The organism is Mesorhizobium sp. B2-1-3 (assembly GCF_006442495.1).
Classification (GTDB): Bacteria; Pseudomonadota; Alphaproteobacteria; order Rhizobiales; family Rhizobiaceae; genus Mesorhizobium.
Window position 1 is genome coordinate 55,156 of record NZ_VFWL01000019.1, and the last position, 16,732, is coordinate 71,887.

General features: G+C 64.7%; 19 protein-coding genes. 9 read left to right on the forward strand and 10 right to left on the reverse strand.

Features of this window, described 5'->3' with window-relative positions; translation table 11 throughout:
- Window position 1: 1 nt before the first annotated feature.
- Window positions 2–976 carry an L-threonylcarbamoyladenylate synthase gene (locus FJ973_RS25355; RefSeq protein WP_181170957.1) on the reverse strand — a complete coding sequence of 325 codons (975 nt, stop codon included), beginning with the start codon at window positions 974–976 and terminating at the stop codon, window positions 2–4.
- A gap of 162 nt (window positions 977–1,138) precedes the next feature.
- On the opposite strand from FJ973_RS25355, the gene FJ973_RS25360 reads away from it, so the two are divergent.
- Window positions 1,139–1,588 carry a hypothetical protein gene (locus FJ973_RS25360; protein ID WP_140558227.1) on the forward strand — a complete coding sequence of 150 codons (450 nt, stop codon included), beginning with the start codon at window positions 1,139–1,141 and terminating at the stop codon, window positions 1,586–1,588.
- An 89-nt stretch (window positions 1,589–1,677) separates the two neighbouring features.
- Here FJ973_RS25360 and glyS read toward each other — a convergent pair whose 3' ends face one another.
- The 3 genes from glyS to FJ973_RS25380 form a co-directional block, all read right to left on the reverse strand.
- A complete protein-coding gene (gene glyS, locus FJ973_RS25365; RefSeq protein ID WP_140558229.1) occupies window positions 1,678–3,978 on the reverse strand; it encodes a glycine--tRNA ligase subunit beta in 2,301 nt (766 codons plus the stop codon).
- A 194-nt stretch (window positions 3,979–4,172) separates the two neighbouring features.
- The gene (locus tag FJ973_RS31490; RefSeq protein ID WP_224617678.1) at window positions 4,173–4,847 is read right to left on the reverse strand and encodes a DUF559 domain-containing protein; all 675 of its coding nucleotides are present in this window, start codon (window positions 4,845–4,847) and stop codon (window positions 4,173–4,175) included.
- Between the two features lie 129 nt (window positions 4,848–4,976).
- A complete protein-coding gene (locus tag FJ973_RS25380) occupies window positions 4,977–5,897 on the reverse strand; it encodes a glycine--tRNA ligase subunit alpha (protein ID WP_181165179.1) in 921 nt (306 codons plus the stop codon).
- Window positions 5,898–6,107: 210 nt separating this feature from the next.
- Between FJ973_RS25380 and FJ973_RS25385 the strand changes: the two genes are divergently transcribed.
- The gene (locus FJ973_RS25385; RefSeq protein WP_140558231.1) at window positions 6,108–6,569 is read left to right on the forward strand and encodes a GNAT family N-acetyltransferase; all 462 of its coding nucleotides are present in this window, start codon (window positions 6,108–6,110) and stop codon (window positions 6,567–6,569) included.
- A 62-nt stretch (window positions 6,570–6,631) separates the two neighbouring features.
- Here the strand turns inward: FJ973_RS25385 and FJ973_RS25390 are convergent, their stop codons facing one another.
- The 5 genes from FJ973_RS25390 to FJ973_RS25410 form a co-directional block, all read right to left on the reverse strand.
- A complete protein-coding gene (locus FJ973_RS25390; RefSeq protein ID WP_140558233.1) occupies window positions 6,632–8,404 on the reverse strand; it encodes a tetratricopeptide repeat protein in 1,773 nt (590 codons plus the stop codon).
- Window positions 8,405–8,563: 159 nt separating this feature from the next.
- Window positions 8,564–9,031 carry a DUF1284 domain-containing protein gene (locus FJ973_RS25395; RefSeq protein WP_140497994.1) on the reverse strand — a complete coding sequence of 156 codons (468 nt, stop codon included), beginning with the start codon at window positions 9,029–9,031 and terminating at the stop codon, window positions 8,564–8,566.
- A gap of 8 nt (window positions 9,032–9,039) precedes the next feature.
- Window positions 9,040–9,621, reverse strand: a complete 582-nt coding sequence (locus tag FJ973_RS25400) for a biotin transporter BioY (RefSeq protein ID WP_140497991.1) — start codon at window positions 9,619–9,621, stop codon at window positions 9,040–9,042.
- Between the two features lie 105 nt (window positions 9,622–9,726).
- Window positions 9,727–10,395: a GntR family transcriptional regulator gene (locus tag FJ973_RS25405; protein WP_140547324.1), complete on the reverse strand. Its 669-nt coding sequence runs from the start codon at window positions 10,393–10,395 to the stop codon at window positions 9,727–9,729.
- Window positions 10,396–10,501: 106 nt separating this feature from the next.
- The gene (locus FJ973_RS25410) at window positions 10,502–11,518 is read right to left on the reverse strand and encodes a polyprenyl synthetase family protein (RefSeq protein ID WP_140497986.1); all 1,017 of its coding nucleotides are present in this window, start codon (window positions 11,516–11,518) and stop codon (window positions 10,502–10,504) included.
- Window positions 11,519–11,683: 165 nt separating this feature from the next.
- Between FJ973_RS25410 and FJ973_RS25415 the strand changes: the two genes are divergently transcribed.
- From FJ973_RS25415 to FJ973_RS25445, 7 genes are all read left to right on the forward strand, one after another.
- Window positions 11,684–11,908 carry a DUF2007 domain-containing protein gene (locus tag FJ973_RS25415; protein ID WP_135901951.1) on the forward strand — a complete coding sequence of 75 codons (225 nt, stop codon included), beginning with the start codon at window positions 11,684–11,686 and terminating at the stop codon, window positions 11,906–11,908.
- Window positions 11,908–12,708, forward strand: a complete 801-nt coding sequence (locus tag FJ973_RS25420; protein ID WP_140497984.1) for a methyltransferase — start codon at window positions 11,908–11,910, stop codon at window positions 12,706–12,708. Before FJ973_RS25415 ends, FJ973_RS25420 begins: the two co-directional genes overlap by 1 nt.
- Window positions 12,709–12,795: 87 nt before the next feature.
- Entirely contained in the window at window positions 12,796–13,659 is an 864-nt protein-coding gene (locus FJ973_RS25425; protein ID WP_140558235.1) for a S49 family peptidase, read from the forward strand.
- A 137-nt stretch (window positions 13,660–13,796) separates the two neighbouring features.
- On the forward strand, window positions 13,797–13,982 hold the full coding sequence (locus tag FJ973_RS25430) for a hypothetical protein (RefSeq protein WP_140497980.1): 186 nt from the start codon (window positions 13,797–13,799) through the stop codon (window positions 13,980–13,982).
- A gap of 26 nt (window positions 13,983–14,008) precedes the next feature.
- Window positions 14,009–14,911 (forward strand): 4-(cytidine 5'-diphospho)-2-C-methyl-D-erythritol kinase, encoded by a 903-nt coding sequence (locus tag FJ973_RS25435; protein WP_140558237.1) that lies wholly within the window; start codon window positions 14,009–14,011, stop codon window positions 14,909–14,911.
- Window positions 14,898–15,452, forward strand: coding sequence for a molybdenum cofactor biosynthesis protein B (gene moaB, locus FJ973_RS25440; RefSeq protein ID WP_140558239.1), 555 nt, complete (start codon window positions 14,898–14,900; stop codon window positions 15,450–15,452). Before FJ973_RS25435 ends, moaB begins: the two co-directional genes overlap by 14 nt.
- A 142-nt stretch (window positions 15,453–15,594) precedes the next feature.
- Window positions 15,595–16,020, forward strand: coding sequence for a hypothetical protein (locus FJ973_RS25445; RefSeq protein ID WP_140558241.1), 426 nt, complete (start codon window positions 15,595–15,597; stop codon window positions 16,018–16,020).
- Window positions 16,021–16,168: 148 nt separating this feature from the next.
- Here FJ973_RS25445 and FJ973_RS25450 read toward each other — a convergent pair whose 3' ends face one another.
- Window positions 16,169–16,693 carry a glycosyltransferase gene (locus FJ973_RS25450; RefSeq protein ID WP_140558243.1) on the reverse strand — a complete coding sequence of 175 codons (525 nt, stop codon included), beginning with the start codon at window positions 16,691–16,693 and terminating at the stop codon, window positions 16,169–16,171.
- Window positions 16,694–16,732: the final 39 nt, after the last annotated feature.

Here is a 16,732-nt window from a genome sequence, read left to right on the forward strand (position 1 = left end):
ACTATGTTGGCGGCAAGCTATTGTCACGCGGCGCGGCGGCCCGCGAAAGCCGATCGTTGATCGCTTCGCCGAGCCCGTCGAAGGGAACCGGTTCGACGGCGATGATCCGCGCGCCGCTGCGATCGAGTTGCTGCATGTAGGCGAAAAGATTGCTCGCCGCTTCGCGCAGGTCGCCAGCCTCGGACAGATTGAGGCAGGCGGCCGCGTTTTGCCAGCCTTCGGCGCGACGTTTGCCGAAGGCCAGCAGCGCCTCGCCTTCGCCGACGGTCCCGGCGTTGAGCCGCACCGCGGCGTCAGGCGCATAGTGCGAGGCAAGCATGCCCGGCGCCTCGACACCGGCGTCGGCGCCGCGCAACAACTCCATGCCGACGACCGCCTCGATTTCCTGGGCGGCAATCCCGCCGGGCCTCAGCAGACGCAATTTTCCCTCTTCGGCCTTGACGATGGTCGATTCCAGCCCGACCGGCGTCGCCCCGCCATCGACGACCAGCTTTATGCGTGCGCCGAGATCAGCCGCCACGGCGTGCGCCGTCGTCGCGCTGATCCTGCCGGAGGAATTGGCGCTGGGGGCCGCAAGCGGCCGGCCGAGCCTTGCAATCAGGTCGCCGCCAAAGCCCCTCGGCATGCGCAAGGCGATCGTGTCGAGCCCGGCGGTGACCAAAGGATGGGTGCCGTTGCCGGGCCGCTGCGGCAGCACCAGCGTCAAAGGACCTGGCCAGAACGCAAGCGCCAATTTCCTCGACAGCGGATCGAACACAGCGATGCGCTCGGCCATCTCCATATCGGCGATATGGGCGATCAGAGGGTTGAAGCGCGGCCGCCCCTTGGCCTCGAAGATGCGCGCCACGCCGATGCCGTTGGTGGCGTCGCCGGCGAGCCCATAGACGGTCTCGGTCGGAATGGCGACCACCTCGCCGCTTTCAAGCAGCGCCAATGCCCGTTCCATCGCCTCGCCGACGGCAAGAATTTCAGCCACTCTGGTCACCTCACGAATGCCGGCTGCGTAGTACGATGGCGTCCAAGGGGCAAGCCCGGTCCTTGGCGATTTAACAATCCCTAAAATGCTACGGTTCCGCGAAAGCCGGCATCAATTCCGACCCGCTATCGTGGGGCTTCCGGGTAATGGGGAGCTTTCATCGTGTCTGTGCGTATTTGGGGAACGCTGGGTGTAACTCTGGCGGCGATGGCCGGCGGGGCCCAGGCCTCGTCACTGGTCTTTCCCGGAGCGCCGTCCGCAACGCCGTCCATTGTCACGCTGGAGGCAGCCGACGCTGCCCAGGCAGGCGATACGCGGTCGGTCACCGCACTCGGCGACCCTGACGTCACCTATGAAAAGGTGGCGGCGATCCCGAACGCGCCTGAGGCGCGGCACGGCTTCCTGCAAAACCCGATGATCATTCGCGGCGGTATCGTCGGCAGCGCCTTCTCGACGCCCACGCAGGCCAAGGCGCCGGCCACTGCCCCTGCAACCGCCACCGCTTCGGCGGCACCGGCGGCGAATGGGCAGAAGCCCCCGGCGACATCACCGGCAGCCGCGCCGGCGGCGGCAGCGCAGCAGCCCGTCCCTGGGGTCGGCAAGCTCAAGTAGCGGCTGTCTTGACGTCGATCCGGCGTCCGGCACCATTGCCGGACAGGCCGCTTTTGCGCCGTGGACGAGTGTCGCCGCCTGAAGTCTCTTTAGCCCGCGATCTTGGAGAAATCCGCAACCTGGTCGGTGGCCGCGCGGATGCGGGCGAGCAGCGCCAATCGATTGGCGCGCACGGCCTGATCCTCATCATTCACGAGAACGCGTTCAAAGAATGAATCAACCGGTTCGCGCAAAACGCTAAGCGCCAGCATGGCGGCGGAAAAGTCTTCGTTTTGAATCGCTTCGCCGGCTTGCTTCTCGGCCTGATTCACCGCCGCGAACAGCGATTTCTCGGCATCCTCGCGGAACAGCGCGGGCTCGACGGTTTCGGCGATCGCCGTTTTCTTCTTCTCCTCGGCAGCCAAAATATTGGCCGCGCGCTTGGTGCCGGCAAGCAGGTTCTTGCCGTTCTCGGTGTCGAGGAAAGTGCCGAGCGCCTCGACGCGGCGTACGATCTGCAGCAGGTCATCCGACTGCGGCGTGATGACAGCGTCGATCAGGTCGTGGCGAGCGCCCTGATCGCGCAGGTAGACTTTCAGGCGGTCGTGGAAGAAGGCGAGGAGGTCTCGGACCTGATCCGTACTGCCAACCGTGTAATTCATGGAGGCGCTGCCGAAGATCGTCGTCAGCCCCAGTCGAATGCGGTTCTCGACCAAAATCCTCACCACGCCGAGCGCAGCGCGGCGCAGCGCGTAAGGATCCTTCGAGCCGGTCGGTTTTTCATCGATGGCCCAGAAGCCGACAAGCGTATCCAGCTTGTCGGCGAGCGCGACGGCGATCGACACCGGATCGCTCGGCACGTAATCGGACGGCCCCTGCGGTTTGTAGTGCTCTTCGATGGCTGCCGCCACGGACGGATGCTCGCCCTGGAGCAACGCGTATTTGCGGCCCATGGCGCCCTGCAATTCGGGAAACTCGCCGACCACTTCGGTGGTCAGATCGGCCTTGGCGAGAACCGCGGCGCGAGCGGCGAGCGCGGGATCGGCGCCGACGAGCGGCGCCAGTTCCTCCGCCAATCGCCTGATCCGCTCCACGCGCGCGCCCTGCGTGCCAAGCTTGGCATGGAAGGTCACATTGAGGTGGTCGAGGCGCGCGATGCGCTGGTCGAGAGGCTTCTTCAGGTCAAGCCCGAACTTTCTCGCCGACGCCTCGAGCTCGGCGAGATCGGGCAGATCGCCCTGGTCGGTCGTCCAGAAATAGAGCGCGTCGGAGAGGCGCGCGCGCACCACCTTGCCGTTGCCCTGGGCGATCTCCTTGCCGCCGTCGCTCGCCTCGATGTTGGCGGTGAGGATGAAGCGGTTGGAAAGTTCGCTGATCTCCCCCCTTGAGGGGGAGATGCCCGGCAGGGCAGAGGGGGTCGTCTCATGTGGAGCGCCGGCGTCCTCTGTGTGCGAAAGGGAGTCGCGTCCCGTCGTGCCGACCCCCTCTGTCGGCTTCGCCGACATCTCCCCCTCGAGGGGGGAGATTGGGCGCGATGTCACAAAGCACTTCTGGTTGGCGCGGATGGTCAGGCGGATCACCTCGGCCGGAATGGCCAGGAAAGCGTCTTCGAACGCGCCCATCAGCACGACAGGCCATTCCACCAGCCCGGACACCTCTTCCAAAAGCCCCTCGTCCTCGACCAGATCCAGCCCGTTGGCGAAAGCGAGGTTGCGGGCATCGGCAAGGATGATCTCCTTGCGCCGGTCGGCGTCGAGCACGACCTTGGCCGCTTCCAGCTTGCTTACATAATCGTCGAAGCGGCGCACGGTGATTTCGCCGGGCGCGTGAAAGCGGTGGCCGTAAGTGACATTGCCCGAACGGATGCCGTCGATCTCGAAATCGACCACGACCGGCTCCTCGGTTTCCGGACCGAAGGTGCACAGGATCGATTGCAGCGGCCGTACCCAGCGCAGCGAGCCGGGCTTGGCCGAGGCCGGCCCCCAACGCATCGATTTCGGCCACGGGAAATTGCGGATGATGTCAGGCACCAGCCCGGCGATGATCTCTTCCGCCGCCCTGCCCGGCTTCGAGACATGGGCGACGTAGAAATCGCCTTTCTTCGGGTCGGAATGGACGTGTGCCTCGGCGACCGAGGAAAGCCCGGCCTTGCGCAGGAAGCCCTGGACCGCCTGTTCCGGCGCCGTCGTCGACGGCCCCTTGATCTCCTCGCGGATATCCTTCGAGCGCGCGGTCAGGCCCCTGATGTCGAGCGCCAGTCGCCGCGGTGTCCAGTACTCGCGCGCCGCCTCGTAGGTCAGCCCTGCCTCGACCAGGCCGTCGGTCAGCATCTTCCTCAGATCGCCCGCCGCCTTGCGCTGCATGCGGGCCGGGATTTCCTCGGAGCGAAGTTCGAGCAAAAGATCCGGCATCAGAGTGTCTCCGCCCGCATGCCATTTTCCTGTTCGCGCGTCCTCGCGCCTCCGGCGCTGCGGGCGCGCGGCTGGGCCGGGATTTCCTCGGAGCGAAGTTCTAGAAGCAGGTCAGGCATGGATAGCTCCTCACCCTCCCCTCGATGGGGAGGGTCGGCGCGTCAGCGCCGGGGTGGGGTGGCGGCGTCTCAATCTCAAGCGCCTTCGGCGTCTGACGGGCGAAGGTCTGATTTTCGTTCTTCCACCGCCGCATAGATCGTATCGAGCACGGAATCCAGTTCGTTTTTGATTTCGTGGTTCCAGAAACGGATGACACGATAGCCCTGACTTTCGAACCATTTTGTCCGAATTTCGTCGTGTCGTTGCTGACGATCGAAACTGTGGTGAGCGCCGTCCACCTCGACGATCAGCTTCAGGCGGTGCGAGATGAAATCAGGGAAGTAAATACCGACCGACGCCTGCTTGCGAAATGAGTGCCTTTCCACCGGGATGCGCCATAGGTGCCGCCACAAGATGCGTTCTTCGTCGGTCATCGCCGCACGAAGCCGTTGCACCGACCGCAGTTTGAACCGATCGAGTTTCGGCATGAGAAGTCGCGCTGTCACCCCCACCCGCCGCTTCGCGGCGACCTCCCCCATCCAGGGGGAGGTAAAGAGGCCATAGCAACTCGGCTGGCCGCTGTCACCCTTTCCAGAAATTTTGGGCGTCCTGTCGGGACGGGATGATCCCACCCGTCCTTGGATCAAAGATTTCCATGAACCGAACGCAGCGCTGAAGCGACCCACGCTCAGGCAGAGAGCTATTGGCTGAACGACCATGAAAACGGTATCCAGACTTTTGCAAATCCTGGCGCTCAGCGCCTGCTTCACCGCTCAGGCCCATGGCGCCTTCTCGATGCCGGGCGTGCGCCAAGCATTGCGCATAATAGCCGGCCCGAGCGGCCAGATTCTATCGCCGATCAACGCTTCCCTCGATTTGATGAGGGAGGGTGCCTGAGATCAGGCCGCCAATCCGCCGGCCTGCGTCTTCAAGAACGCCTCGCCACAGGCTTTCGCCAGATTGCGCACGCGCAGGATGTAGCTCTGCCGCTCGGTGACGGAGATCACGCCGCGCGCGTCGAGCAGGTTGAAGACGTGACTGGCCTTGATGCACTGGTCGTAGGCGGGAAACACCATGCGGTGCACAGGCAGATTGTCGTTCGATGCGGGCGCACCGGCATCGAGCAGTGCCTTGCATTCGGCCTCGGCATCGTCGAAGTGGCGCAGCAGCATCGTCGTGTCGGCGTATTCGAAATTGTGACGCGAATATTCCTGCTCGGCCTGCAGGAAGACATCGCCGTAGGTGACCTTGTCGGCGCCGTCGCGGCCGTTGAAATTGAGGTCGTAGACATTGTCGACGCCCTGCACATACATGGCCAGCCGTTCCAGACCATAAGTGAGCTCGCCCGCAACCGGCGCGCATTCGATGCCGCAGACCTGCTGGAAGTAGGTGAACTGCGACACCTCCATGCCGTCGCACCAGCATTCCCAGCCAAGGCCCCAGGCGCCCAGCGTCGGGCTTTCCCAATCGTCTTCGACAAAGCGGATGTCATGCAGCAGCGGGTCGATGCCGATCGCCGCCAAAGAGCCGAGATAGAGCTCCTGCAGATTGGGCGGATTGGGCTTCAGGATCACCTGATACTGGTAGTAGTGCTGCAGCCGGTTCGGATTCTCTCCGTAGCGGCCGTCCTTGGGGCGGCGCGAAGGCTGGACGTAGGCGGCGTTCCAGCGCCTCGGTCCAAGCGCCCGCAGCGTCGTGGCCGGATGGAAGGTGCCGGCACCGACCTCCATGTCGTAGGGCTGGAGGATCACGCAGCCATAGTCCGCCCAGTAATTGTGCAGAGTCAGGATCAGCCCCTGAAAGGAGCGGCTGGGATGCATATGGGCGGGGATTTCAATCGTCACGGTGGCCTCGGCTGCAAGGGCTGACTTGCGGCCCCGTCCTAGAGACACGGCGGCGAAGCGTCAAGCAAGGCGCGGGCGTCGCGAGGCATGTCGAAAGCTTTGCGAGCGGCTGGCCCATTGCCGGCGATGAGCACGTGCCTTCTGGTGAACGCTCACAACTCCGCCTCGCCAGACAACAGGTCAGCCATGCCCAACTCCATCACCGTCCGCCCGGTCACGCGCCAGGATTTCGCGCAATGGCTGCCGCTGTGGGACGGCTACAACGCGTTTTACGGGCGCTCGGGCGAGACGGCGCTGGCAGGCGAGATCACTGCCATGACATGGTCGCGCTTCTTCGACGCCTATGAGCCGGTGCATGCGCTGGTTGCCGAAAGTGAAGGACGGCTCGTCGGCCTCGTGCACTACCTCTTCCACCGCAGCACCACGGCGATCGCGCCAAACTGCTACCTGCAGGATCTTTTCACCGACGAGACCTTGCGCGGCAAGGGCATCGGCCGGGCTCTCATCGAGGGCGTCTACGAGCGGGCGCAGGCGGCCGGTTCGGGCCGGGTCTACTGGCTGACGCACGAGACCAATCACACCGCCATGAAGCTCTACGACAGGATCGGCGAACGCTCGGGCTTCGTCGTCTACCGCAAGCTGTTCTGACACGGCTGCCAACGAAAACGGGGCCCGACAAGGGCCCCGTTCGCGAGCAAGATCATTTCATCTTAGCCCTTCGGCGCGGCTGGCGCCGGCTTGACCTTGGGGGTTTCCTGCGCCGTGTTGGACTCGATCGGCGGCAGTCCCTTCATCAGCTTCTGCTGCAAGGCGGCAAGCACGTCGGGATCCGGCTTCAGGTCGCGCGCCTGGTTCCACTGGAAGGTGGCTTCCAGCTTGCGGCCGACGCGCCAATAGGCGTCGCCGAGATGGTCGTTCAGCACCGGATCTTCCGGCTTCAGCGACACCGCGCGTTCCATTTCGCGCACCGCGTCATCGTACCTGCCGAGGCGGAAATAGGCCCAGCCCAGCGAGTCGACGATGTAACCGTCGCTCGGCCTGAGATCGACGGCCTTCTGTATCATCGCCAGGCCTTCCTTCAGGTTCATATTCATGTCGACCCAGGAATAGCCGAGATAGTTCAGCACCTGCGGCTGGTCGGGCTGCAATTCCAGCGCCTTGCGGAAATTCGGCTCGGCCTTCGGCCATTCCTTCAGCCGCTCATAGGCGATGCCCCGCTGGTAGAAGATATTCCAGTTGGCGGCGGTCGGCGCCTTCAGCGCCTCGACGGCCTTGTCGTAGAGATTGGCGGCGGAACGGAAATCCTCCTTCGACGAATAGACCCCACCAAGCGCCAGATAGGCGCGCATGTCGCTGGGATGCTTATCGACGAAGGCCTTCAGATGCGTGATCGCCTCGTCATGGCGATCGAGATCGGCCAGGTTGAGGCCAAGCTGTAAGTCCGAAAGCTCCTTCAGCGGCGAGGTATCCGGTATCCGTCGGTAGAGCGCGATGGCCCCCTCGCCGTCCTTCAGCTGTTCGGAAACGGCGGCAAGCTGCACCAGGGCGGCATCGCTGTCGGGTTTCAGCGCCAGCGCATATTGCAGATAGAGCCTGACGAAAGGCTCACCGCCGCCGCGATTGAGCGCGGTTGCCAGATCGAGCAATATCTCGGAGGCGCCGTCGGATGGGCCGGCTATGAAGGGCGGGATCTTGTCGCCCTTGCTGATCCTGTCGCGCAAGGCGACAATTTCCAGCTTGCCCGGCGAAAACGCCTCGGCCTGATCGAGCACCGATACCGCCTTGGCCGTGTCGCCCTTGCGGGCCAGGAACGAGGCATAGGCCTGCGCATTGCGCATCCATGTTTCGGGAGCCGCGCTGCCGGCGGCGGTGTCCTGCATGGTCGCGGCATAGATCGCGTCGGCCTTCTCAGGCATGTTGGACGCGTCGGCGATCAGCGCGCGGTGGAAGGATTTGAACAGGCCGAACCAGTCCGGCCCCTGCAGCTTGTCGATGGATGCCATCGCCTCGCTGGGGTCGCCGGCGCCCTCTTGGGCCCAGCCGGACATGACGCCGGAGATCAGCCGGTCGAGATCGGATTCCAGCGACAGCTTCAACCAATACTGCGCCTTGGAAAAATCCTTCTTGTGGAAGGAATCGACCGCCAGCGCCAGGCGCGAGAACCGTTCGACGTCGGGAACTTCCTTGAGCTTGTCGGCATAGACAAGGGATTCGTCGAAGCGGCCTTGCGCGATCAGCGACAGCATCAGGCTCTGCTGCAGGCCCGTATCGCTTGGATCGAAGGCCAGGGCCTGCTTGTAGTAGGCAATGGCATTATCCAGGTCGTTGTCACCCTCGGCGATCCGGGCAGCCAGATAGGCTCCCGAGAAAGATGTGATCTTCACCGGTTCGGTGGTCTGCTTGGCATAGGCCGGCAGCGCCGAAATCGCCATGCCCGTCACAAGTGCCAGCCTTGTCAGCCAGCGCACACGTCCCTGCTGCATCGTATCCCTTTCAGCCAGGCGCCATCTCCGCGTCAGCGGGATCGACGTAGATTCGATCTTTCGGAGAAAAGCATGGCCTTTTTGGGGTCACGCTTCAATCCGCCTCGAATTCACAATCGGGTCACCCGATTAACAAACCATGCCGGCAAAGAACGGCTTTCAGCCCGAAACCGGCGCATCGGCGTCAGGAGTGCCCGGAAGACCGGAGGGCCGCAGGCGCGCGCCCTGATATCCGCCTGACGCCACCGCGCTGCACAGGCCGCTCCATTCACAGCCTCGGCAGGCCTCGCGCGTGAGGCCGGCCGAGAAGGCCTGCCGCATCCGCGCCAGCATGTCCGCACCGGGATCGAGGCGCGCACCGGCCCGGATTGGTCGCCCGAGCAAGGCGCCGGCATCGTGGGCGGCAAGCCGGTCCCGCTCGGCGGCGCTGTCCCGCAGGCAATGTGGCTCCTGTTCATCCAGCAACGGTGCGCAGATGTCGTCCGGGCCGGACACGACCAGTATGTCCTCGCCCCGGCCAAGGCGCTGCGCGATACCGTCGTAGTTGGCCGTGAATGCGGGGCTGTATCCCTTGCCCACATAGGTGAGCAGGCAAAGGAGGTGATGAGCGCGCAGCCTTATCGTCACGGCTGGCGCTATTTCGCCTTGCCGCGCGGGAGCGCCATCAGCGTGGCGGCGCCAAGCGCCGACTTGAGCAGGCCACCGAGGACAAACGGCAGGAAGCCGAAGGCAACAGCCTTCTCGGCGCCGATGATGACGGCGAGCCACGCCGTGCCAAGGGCTAGGCACAGCAGGTTGCCGAGCAGCATGGCGGCAAAGGCAAGCACGACCCTGCCGCCGTTCCAACCGCGCTCCGCCAGCCAGCCGACCAGTGCGCCGACAACCGGGAAGGCGAAGAGATAGCCGCCCGTCGGGCCAATAAAATGTTGTACGCCGGCAGCCCCGCCGGCCAGAACCGGGAAGCCGACCGCACCCTCGGCCAGCCAGGCGGCGATGGTGATCGCGCCCAGCCGCCAGCCGTAGAGCGCGCCGACCAGCGTCACGGCAAAGGTCTGCATCGTCACCGGAACCGGCACCATCGGCACCTCGATGTAGGAGGACAGCGCCAGGAACAGGGTGCCGAGCACGACGGCGCCCGCCTGCCAGCCGAGCGATCGCTCCTGAAGCCGGAGCGGGCTGAAGGACGGTTTTGCGGACGAGAACGCGATGTCGGTCATAGGGGCTCCCTTGGTCGATCCAAAATTATAGATAATTTTTGCCTTCGATCTATTATCGAAGCCACAATTTTCGGACGATGGCAAGGCACGCCTTGCGCAAGGCGGTTAGCCCACGATCGCGAAGGCCTCTCGCGTGGTGCCGGAGGCTGTCCTGACCGGCTTGCGGCCAATCCATTGCACGTGCCGCCCCAATGTCGCCGCGGCCGATTCGGTGTTGCCCTGCCGCAAGGCGGCCAATATCGCCCGGTGGTCCTGGTCGGTACGGGTCTCCCATTCCGAGCGCCATGCGGCGAACAGGAAACGGGCGCTTGCGGCGTGCAGGTCATCGATGGTGGCGAGAAGACGCGACATGCCGCATGGCGTCAGGATCAACCGGTGAAAGGCGCGGTTGGCTTCTTCCCACGACCTGACGTCCAGGGATTTGTCGCCGGCCTTGCTGGCCTCCTCGGCCCGATCGAGAATAGCGGAGGTCAGATGCGGCGCCGCGTGGCGCAGCGCCAGCACTTCGAGCGCCGCCCGCATTTCGGCGACCTCCTTGACCTCGCCGAGGTCGAAAGCCGCCACGCGCACGCCGCGGCGCGGTTCGCTGACGGCGAGGCCTTGCGCCTCGAGGCGGCGAAAGGCCTCGCGCACGGGCACATGGCTGGTGTTAAACTCCTCGGCGACATGGTCCTGCCGCAACCGGGCGCCCGGCTCGATCGCGCCCGAGATGATGCGATCCGCCAGAACCTTGCCGATGCGCACCGCGATGGTGTCGTCCGTGCCCTTTGCCATGTTTTATAGATAATTTGCAGCTGGGCAGCTTGTCGAGGCGGCGGAGACGGATTCACGGATTTCTCCCCAGCACGAGCCAAAGGAGAGCTGCGTGAAAGGCAGCGGCTCAGTTCACCCGGCTGATGCAGAAGTCGATGACGTCGATCAGCGCCGATTTCTGCGGCGTCGCCTCCAGCGGCGCCAGCGCGTCGCGGGCGATCTCGCCGAAATGACGGGCGCGCCCGATCGTGTCGGCGATCGCGCCGTGGTGGGTCATCAGCCCGATCGCCTTTCCGAGGCCGGCGTCATCGGTGACATTGTCCTCGATGGCCCGCTTCCAGAAGGTGCGCTCGGCCTTGCTGCCGCGCCGGTAGGCGAGAATGACCGGCAGCGTCACCTTGCCCTCGCGAAAATCGTCGCCGACATTCTTGCCCAGATCCTTGCTGGTGCCGCCATAGTCCAGCGCATCGTCGATCAGCTGGAAGGCGAGCCCGAGATTCATGCCGTAGGAGCGCAAGGCGGCGCGGTCGTTGCGCGTCGCCTGGGCGATGACGGGGCCGACCTCGGCGGCAGCCGAGAAAAGGGCCGCGGTCTTGGCCTTGATGACGGCGAAATGCTCGTCCTCGGTGGTCTCCAGGTTCTTGGCGGCGGCAAGCTGCATGACCTCGCCCTCGGCGATGATCGAGGCCGCGCTCGACAGGATGTCGAGCGCCTCCAGCGAACCGACATCGACCATCATGCGGAATGCCTGGCCAAGCAGGAAGTCGCCGACCAGCACGCTCGCCTGGTTGCCCCAGATCATGCGGGCCGTCTTCTTGCCGCGTCGCATGCCGCTCTCGTCGACGACGTCGTCGTGGAGCAGCGTCGCCGTGTGCATGAACTCGACCGATGTAGCGAGCTTGACGTGGCCCTCGCCGGCATAGCCGAACATCTGTGCGGCGGCGAGCGTCAGCATTGGCCTGAGCCGCTTGCCGCCCGACGAGATCAAGTGGTTGGCGACCTCCGGGATCATCTCGACATCGGATCCGGCCTTCGACAGGATCAATTCGTTGACGCGCCCCATGTCGGCCGCCGTCAGGTCGATCAGATCCTTGATGGAGGCGGGTTCCCGCTTTCCGTTTTCGATGTTGAGAACGACACCCACGACAAACTCTCCCGTCTGATGTAACGCGTGCGACGGCACCCTTAGTTCCGTTACGGACTCTAGGGCGGCGAACGCGGCCACGGCAAGTGGCGAATTGGCGCGGCTTCTCTGGTTTCGGGCCTCGCATGCGTTTACATGAACGCGGCAAACTGAGAGTTTCGTCCGATGATAGAGCTCATTCGCACCAACGACGCGGTCATCATCTCCTTCGTCGAATCGCTGATGCGCGATGCCGGCATCGGCTGCTTCGTGGCCGACCAGAATATGAGCGTGCTCGACGGCTCGCTCGGCATCCTGCCGCGGCGCGTCATGGTCGACGCCGACAAGGCCGACGCGGCGCGGCGCATCCTGACGGATGCCGGCATCGCCAACGAGATCCGCCAAAAATAATGTCCGCCGCGCCAGCCGCCCTCGCCCCGGACACGCCAGCCCACACGGTCGATGCCTTCCATCGCGGCCGGTTCTGGCTGGTGCAGCCCAAGCATGGCGGCCATCGCGCCGGCATGGACGCCATGATGCTGGCGGCTGCCGTGCCGTCCTCCTTCGGCGGGCGTCTCGCCGATTTCGGCGCCGGCGCCGGTGCCGCGGCACTTGCCGTTCTGGCGCGCTGCCCGACGGCCCGGGCCGTGCTGGTCGAACGCGCGCCGGAAATGGCGGCTTTCGCCGCGGCCACGCTCGCGCATCCCGGCAACGCTCACCTCGTCGACCGCGCTTCGGTGCTCGTCGCCAATGTCGCGCTTTCGGGCCGCGCCAGGACGGCGGCCGGCCTCGGCGACAATGATTTCGATTTCGTCATCATGAATCCGCCCTTCAACGCCGCGCAGGACCGCGCCACGCCCGAGCGCTTGAGAAAGGAAGCGCATGTCATGGAGGACGGGCTGTTAGAGGGCTGGATCCGCAGTGCCGCAGCAGTGGTCAGGCCGCGCGGCGGGCTTGCCGTCATCGCGCGGCCCGAGCAACTCGGTTCGCTTCTCGATGCGATCGCGGGCCGTTTCGGCGACGCCGAGATGCTGGCCGTGCATCCCCGTCCCGATGCCGCGGCGATCCGCATCATCGTCAGGGCAACGTTCGGGGCGCGCGGCAAACTCGCCATCCGGCCGCCGTTGATGCTTCACGCGCAGACGGGCGACGGCCCGTCGGAACGGACGGAGATGATCAACAACGGCCTCGCCTCCCTGTTCGGAGATTGAACACAAACTGGCCGCGATGGCCGCGGCATTGCCGTTGGCCTTGAAATTCCTACATGCTGGCAACCCATCGAGCGGAGATCGACCTCAGTGAAACGCCTTTTCAACCGCCTGCTGCCGAAATCCTGGCGTTCCACGGTCGTCACCATTCCGGTTATCCGGTTGCACGGCACCATCCTGGCGGGCGGCGGCCCGTTCCGTCCCAGCCTGTCACTTGCCTCCACCGCCGGGCTGATCGAAAAGGCGTTTTCCTTCGACGCGCCTGCCATCGCCATCTCCATCAATTCGCCCGGCGGCTCGCCGGTGCAGTCGCGGCTGATCTTCAAGCGTATCCGCGACCTGGCGACCGAGAAGAACAGAAAGGTGCTGGTCTTTGTCGAGGACGTCGCTGCCTCGGGCGGCTACATGATCGCGGTCGCCGGCGATGAGATTATCGCCGACCCGTCGTCCATCGTCGGCTCGATCGGCGTGGTCTCGGCTTCGTTCGGCTTCCCGGAGCTGATGAAGAAGATCGGCGTCGAGCGCCGCGTCCACACCGCTGGCCAGAACAAGTCGGTGCTTGATCCATTCAAGCCCGAGAAGAAGGAAGACATCGAACGGCTGAAGGCGCTGCAGCTCGAAGTGCATGAAACCTTCATCGATCTGGTCAAGGAGCGGCGCGGCACCAAGCTCAAGGACGATCCCGACCTGTTCACGGGCCTGTTCTGGACCGGCAAGCGCGGCCTGGAGCTTGGGCTTGTCGATGCGCTCGGCGACATGCGATCCGTGCTCAAGACGCGGTTCGGGGCGAAAACCCAACTCAAGCTGATCTCGGCGCCGCGCGGTTTGTTCGGCCGCTTCGGGCTGTTCGGCTCGAGCAAGGGATTTTCGGCGCCCGATATTGCCGCCGCTGCCGCCGGGGGCGTGATCGATGCGGCGCAAGAGCGCGCTTTGTGGGCGCGCTTCGGGCTTTGAAAACCCGGCAAAACCGTCTAGCATGAACCTCGAAGTTCCATGCATGTCGTTTTTCTCCAGAAACCGCCTTTGGACGACATGCGCCAACCGACCCGACCGGCCGCCCTTCGCCGGCCCAGCGTGGGAGGAGTTTTGATATGCCGCAGATCATTTTCTTCGCCGTCGTCGGGATCGCCGCTTATTTTGGCTACCGCACCTTCATCCGCGAGGCCGAGCGCGTAACCGCCAAGGTGCGGCGCACCGAAAAGCAGACGGCAAACGGCGCGATGGGGACGCTGGTGAAGGATCCGAAGACCGGCGAGTACCGGCTGGCCAAGGACTGATCCTCATTTCACTCGCAATCGAGAGCCTGGAATCCGGCCAGCGCGTCCGGATATGGCCGGCGCCCGCCAAGATAAACCTCGCTCTGCATGTCACCGGCAGGCGCGATGACGGGTATCATCTGATCGAAAGCCTGGCGGTGTTCACGCGCTTTGGCGACAGGATCGAGATCGAGCTTGCCGAGCGAGACGATTTCAGCGTGTCCGGCCGCTACGCTCCGGATGTTCCCGTCGACGGCCGCAATCTGGTGCTCAGGGCGCGTGACGCGCTGCGGCAGGCGGCCGGTCCTCGCGGCACGCCGCCGGTCTCCATCAAGCTCGAAAAGAACCTGCCGGTAGCTTCCGGCGTCGGCGGCGGGTCGAGCGATGCGGCAGCAGTTCTGCGCGGGCTTGCGGCAAGCTGGCAACTCGACATCGACGATGCCGCGCTGGCGCGGATCGGGCTTTCGCTCGGCGCCGACATTCCCATGTGTCTGGCAGCCAGGCCGCTGATTGCACGCGGCATCGGCGAGGAGTTGTCGATCGTGCCGGATTTCTCGGCGCTCGGACTGGTGCTGGTCAATCCCGGCAAGGCGGTCTCGACAGCCGACGTGTTCAACGCGCTGTCGCGGCGCGACAATGAAGCGCTTCCGCCGCTGCCGCGCGTGGTCGACTTCCACAGCCTGCGCAACTGGCTGGAGATTACGCGCAACGACCTTGAGCCGGCGGCCCGCGCCATCGAGCCCGCTATCGGCAAGGCACTTTCGGTGCTGAACAAGGCCGGGGCCGGTTTTGCCCGCATGTCGGGTTCCGGCGCCACCTGCTTCGGCCTGTTCGAGACCGGCAACGTCGCCAAGCGCGCGGCCGCCGACATCCGTGCCCGGCAACCCGACTGGTTCGTCGCCGCGACGCGCAGCATGACGGCGGAGGCAGATGCCCATGGCCAGGACTGACGAGAGCCGTTCCTTCATTCCGGTCCGCATCGCGGTGCTGACCGTTTCCGACACGCGCAGCCTTGCCGACGACAGGTCCGGCCAGACGCTGGCCGACCGCATCGCGGAAGCCGGCCACATCCTTGCCGCCCGCGATATCGTCACCGACGATAGAGACAAGATCCGCAACAAGGTGCTCGGCTGGTCGAAGGATGATGGGATCGATGTGGTCATCACCACCGGCGGCACCGGCTTCACCGGGCGCGACGTGACGCCGGACGCGCTGGAGCCGATCTTCGAAAAGCGCATGGATGGTTTTTCCGAGGTGTTCCACCGCATTTCCTACGACAAGATCGGCACCTCCACGATCCAGAGCCGGGCGACCGGCGGCGTCGTCAACGCCACCTTCGTCTTCGTGCTGCCGGGCTCGCCCGGCGCCTGCAAGGATGCCTGGGACGGCATCTTGAAGGCGCAGCTCGACTACCGGCACATGCCCTGCAACTTCGTCGAGATCATGCCGCGCCTGGACGAGCACCTGCGGCGCGGCATGTCGGCTCCGTGAAAGCCGAGGCAAGGCGCTGGTTTCACGCCGCGTTTGCCAGGCAGAACACCGCCTTCGCCTTCGAAAGACCATTCCAAACCGGATGCGGCAGGACGTATCGTCTCGCGGCGGCGGCCATCGCCGTTGAAGACGGGCGGACGCGATGACAGTGCATAATGGCGGGTGCCATTGCGGCAACATACGCCTTCGATTTTCAACCGAGCTCGATCCATCGAAAATCGAGGTTCGCGCCTGCCAGTGCTCGTTCTGTACCAAGCATGGCTCGCGCGCCGTCGCCGATCCGGACGGCAGGCTGGTCATCTCAGTCAAGGACATCCAGCGATTGAAGAAATACCGTTTTGGATTGGGGACGGCCGACTACCTGATCTGCGGTGAATGCGGTGTCTATACCGCCGCAATCGCCGGAGAGGACGATGCCAGGGCAATCGTCATCATCAACGCCCTGGACGATCAAAGGTCGTTCAGTCAGGAACCGATCCCGGTCGACTACGACGCGGAAAGCAAGGCACAGCGTCAAGCCAGACGTCGTCTTCGCTGGATGCCTGTGGAGATGCGTTTTAGCGAATGACCGGCTCGCCGTGGAAGCGCCGGCGCGAGGACCGCGAGACACCGAAACCACTTCCATCATCAGCCGCGGCCTGCGCGCCGGCACCCGCGTGATCGGAAGCTAGCTGCGCGTCACATGTGCAACGCACGTAGACAGAGCAGCTGCAAAATCATTTGGACGGGCGGTGCTCTTGTTTTGCCGGAGCGGCCCAGATTTCGGCATCCAGCCGCTTGGTCGCCAGGCCGCGAGCGAGAGCCTCGGCGCTGCCGGCTCTTTTCGACAAGGATGTGGCCTGGCGCTTGCTGATCAGCAGCCCGTCGGCCAAGGCACGGTTTCCCGAGAAGATACGGGCCAGGAATGGCTCGCGGCCGGCGCGTGTGCGTGAAAACCGCGCCGCCATGGTTTGCCTCGCTGTATGCGCAACGACCTCGTCGATCCATCCGTCGACCAGCCGCGCGCCCGGTTCCAGCAGCAACAGCCAATCGCCTTTCGCGTGCCGGATGGCCGCCGCGACGCCGTCGGTCGCATACTGGCACCCGGCATGCTCGGCGACGCGATGGGTCTGGTCGGTGGAACCGGTGTCGCAGACGATGACCTCGCGCACCACGCCCTCGACCGCGCCGCCGATCAGCGTCGCCAGCGTGCGGGCGAGGCCCTCCTCGTCATTGTGGGTCTCGATAAGAACGGTGAGCATCGTGTGCCGAATAGCGGAAAGCGGAACGCAGCGCCAGTT

Coding starts and splice junctions, on each gene's coding strand:
- FJ973_RS25450 (WP_140558243.1), bottom strand. CDS start 16,693: ATGCTCACCGTTCTTATCGAGACCCACAATGACGAGGAGGGCCTCGCC.
- FJ973_RS25445 (WP_140558241.1), top strand. CDS start 15,595: ATGACAGTGCATAATGGCGGGTGCCATTGCGGCAACATACGCCTTCGA.
- FJ973_RS25380 (WP_181165179.1), bottom strand. CDS start 5,897: ATGCATCCCAGCCGCTCCTTTCAGGGGCTGATCCTGACTCTGCACAAT.
- FJ973_RS25405 (WP_140547324.1), bottom strand. CDS start 10,395: ATGGCAAAGGGCACGGACGACACCATCGCGGTGCGCATCGGCAAGGTT.
- FJ973_RS25400 (WP_140497991.1), bottom strand. CDS start 9,621: ATGACCGACATCGCGTTCTCGTCCGCAAAACCGTCCTTCAGCCCGCTC.
- FJ973_RS25415 (WP_135901951.1), top strand. CDS start 11,684: ATGATAGAGCTCATTCGCACCAACGACGCGGTCATCATCTCCTTCGTC.
- glyS (WP_140558229.1), bottom strand. CDS start 3,978: ATGCCGGATCTTTTGCTCGAACTTCGCTCCGAGGAAATCCCGGCCCGC.
- FJ973_RS25385 (WP_140558231.1), top strand. CDS start 6,108: ATGCCCAACTCCATCACCGTCCGCCCGGTCACGCGCCAGGATTTCGCG.
- moaB (WP_140558239.1), top strand. CDS start 14,898: ATGGCCAGGACTGACGAGAGCCGTTCCTTCATTCCGGTCCGCATCGCG.
- FJ973_RS25430 (WP_140497980.1), top strand. CDS start 13,797: ATGCCGCAGATCATTTTCTTCGCCGTCGTCGGGATCGCCGCTTATTTT.
- FJ973_RS25390 (WP_140558233.1), bottom strand. CDS start 8,404: ATGCAGCAGGGACGTGTGCGCTGGCTGACAAGGCTGGCACTTGTGACG.
- FJ973_RS25420 (WP_140497984.1), top strand. CDS start 11,908: ATGTCCGCCGCGCCAGCCGCCCTCGCCCCGGACACGCCAGCCCACACG.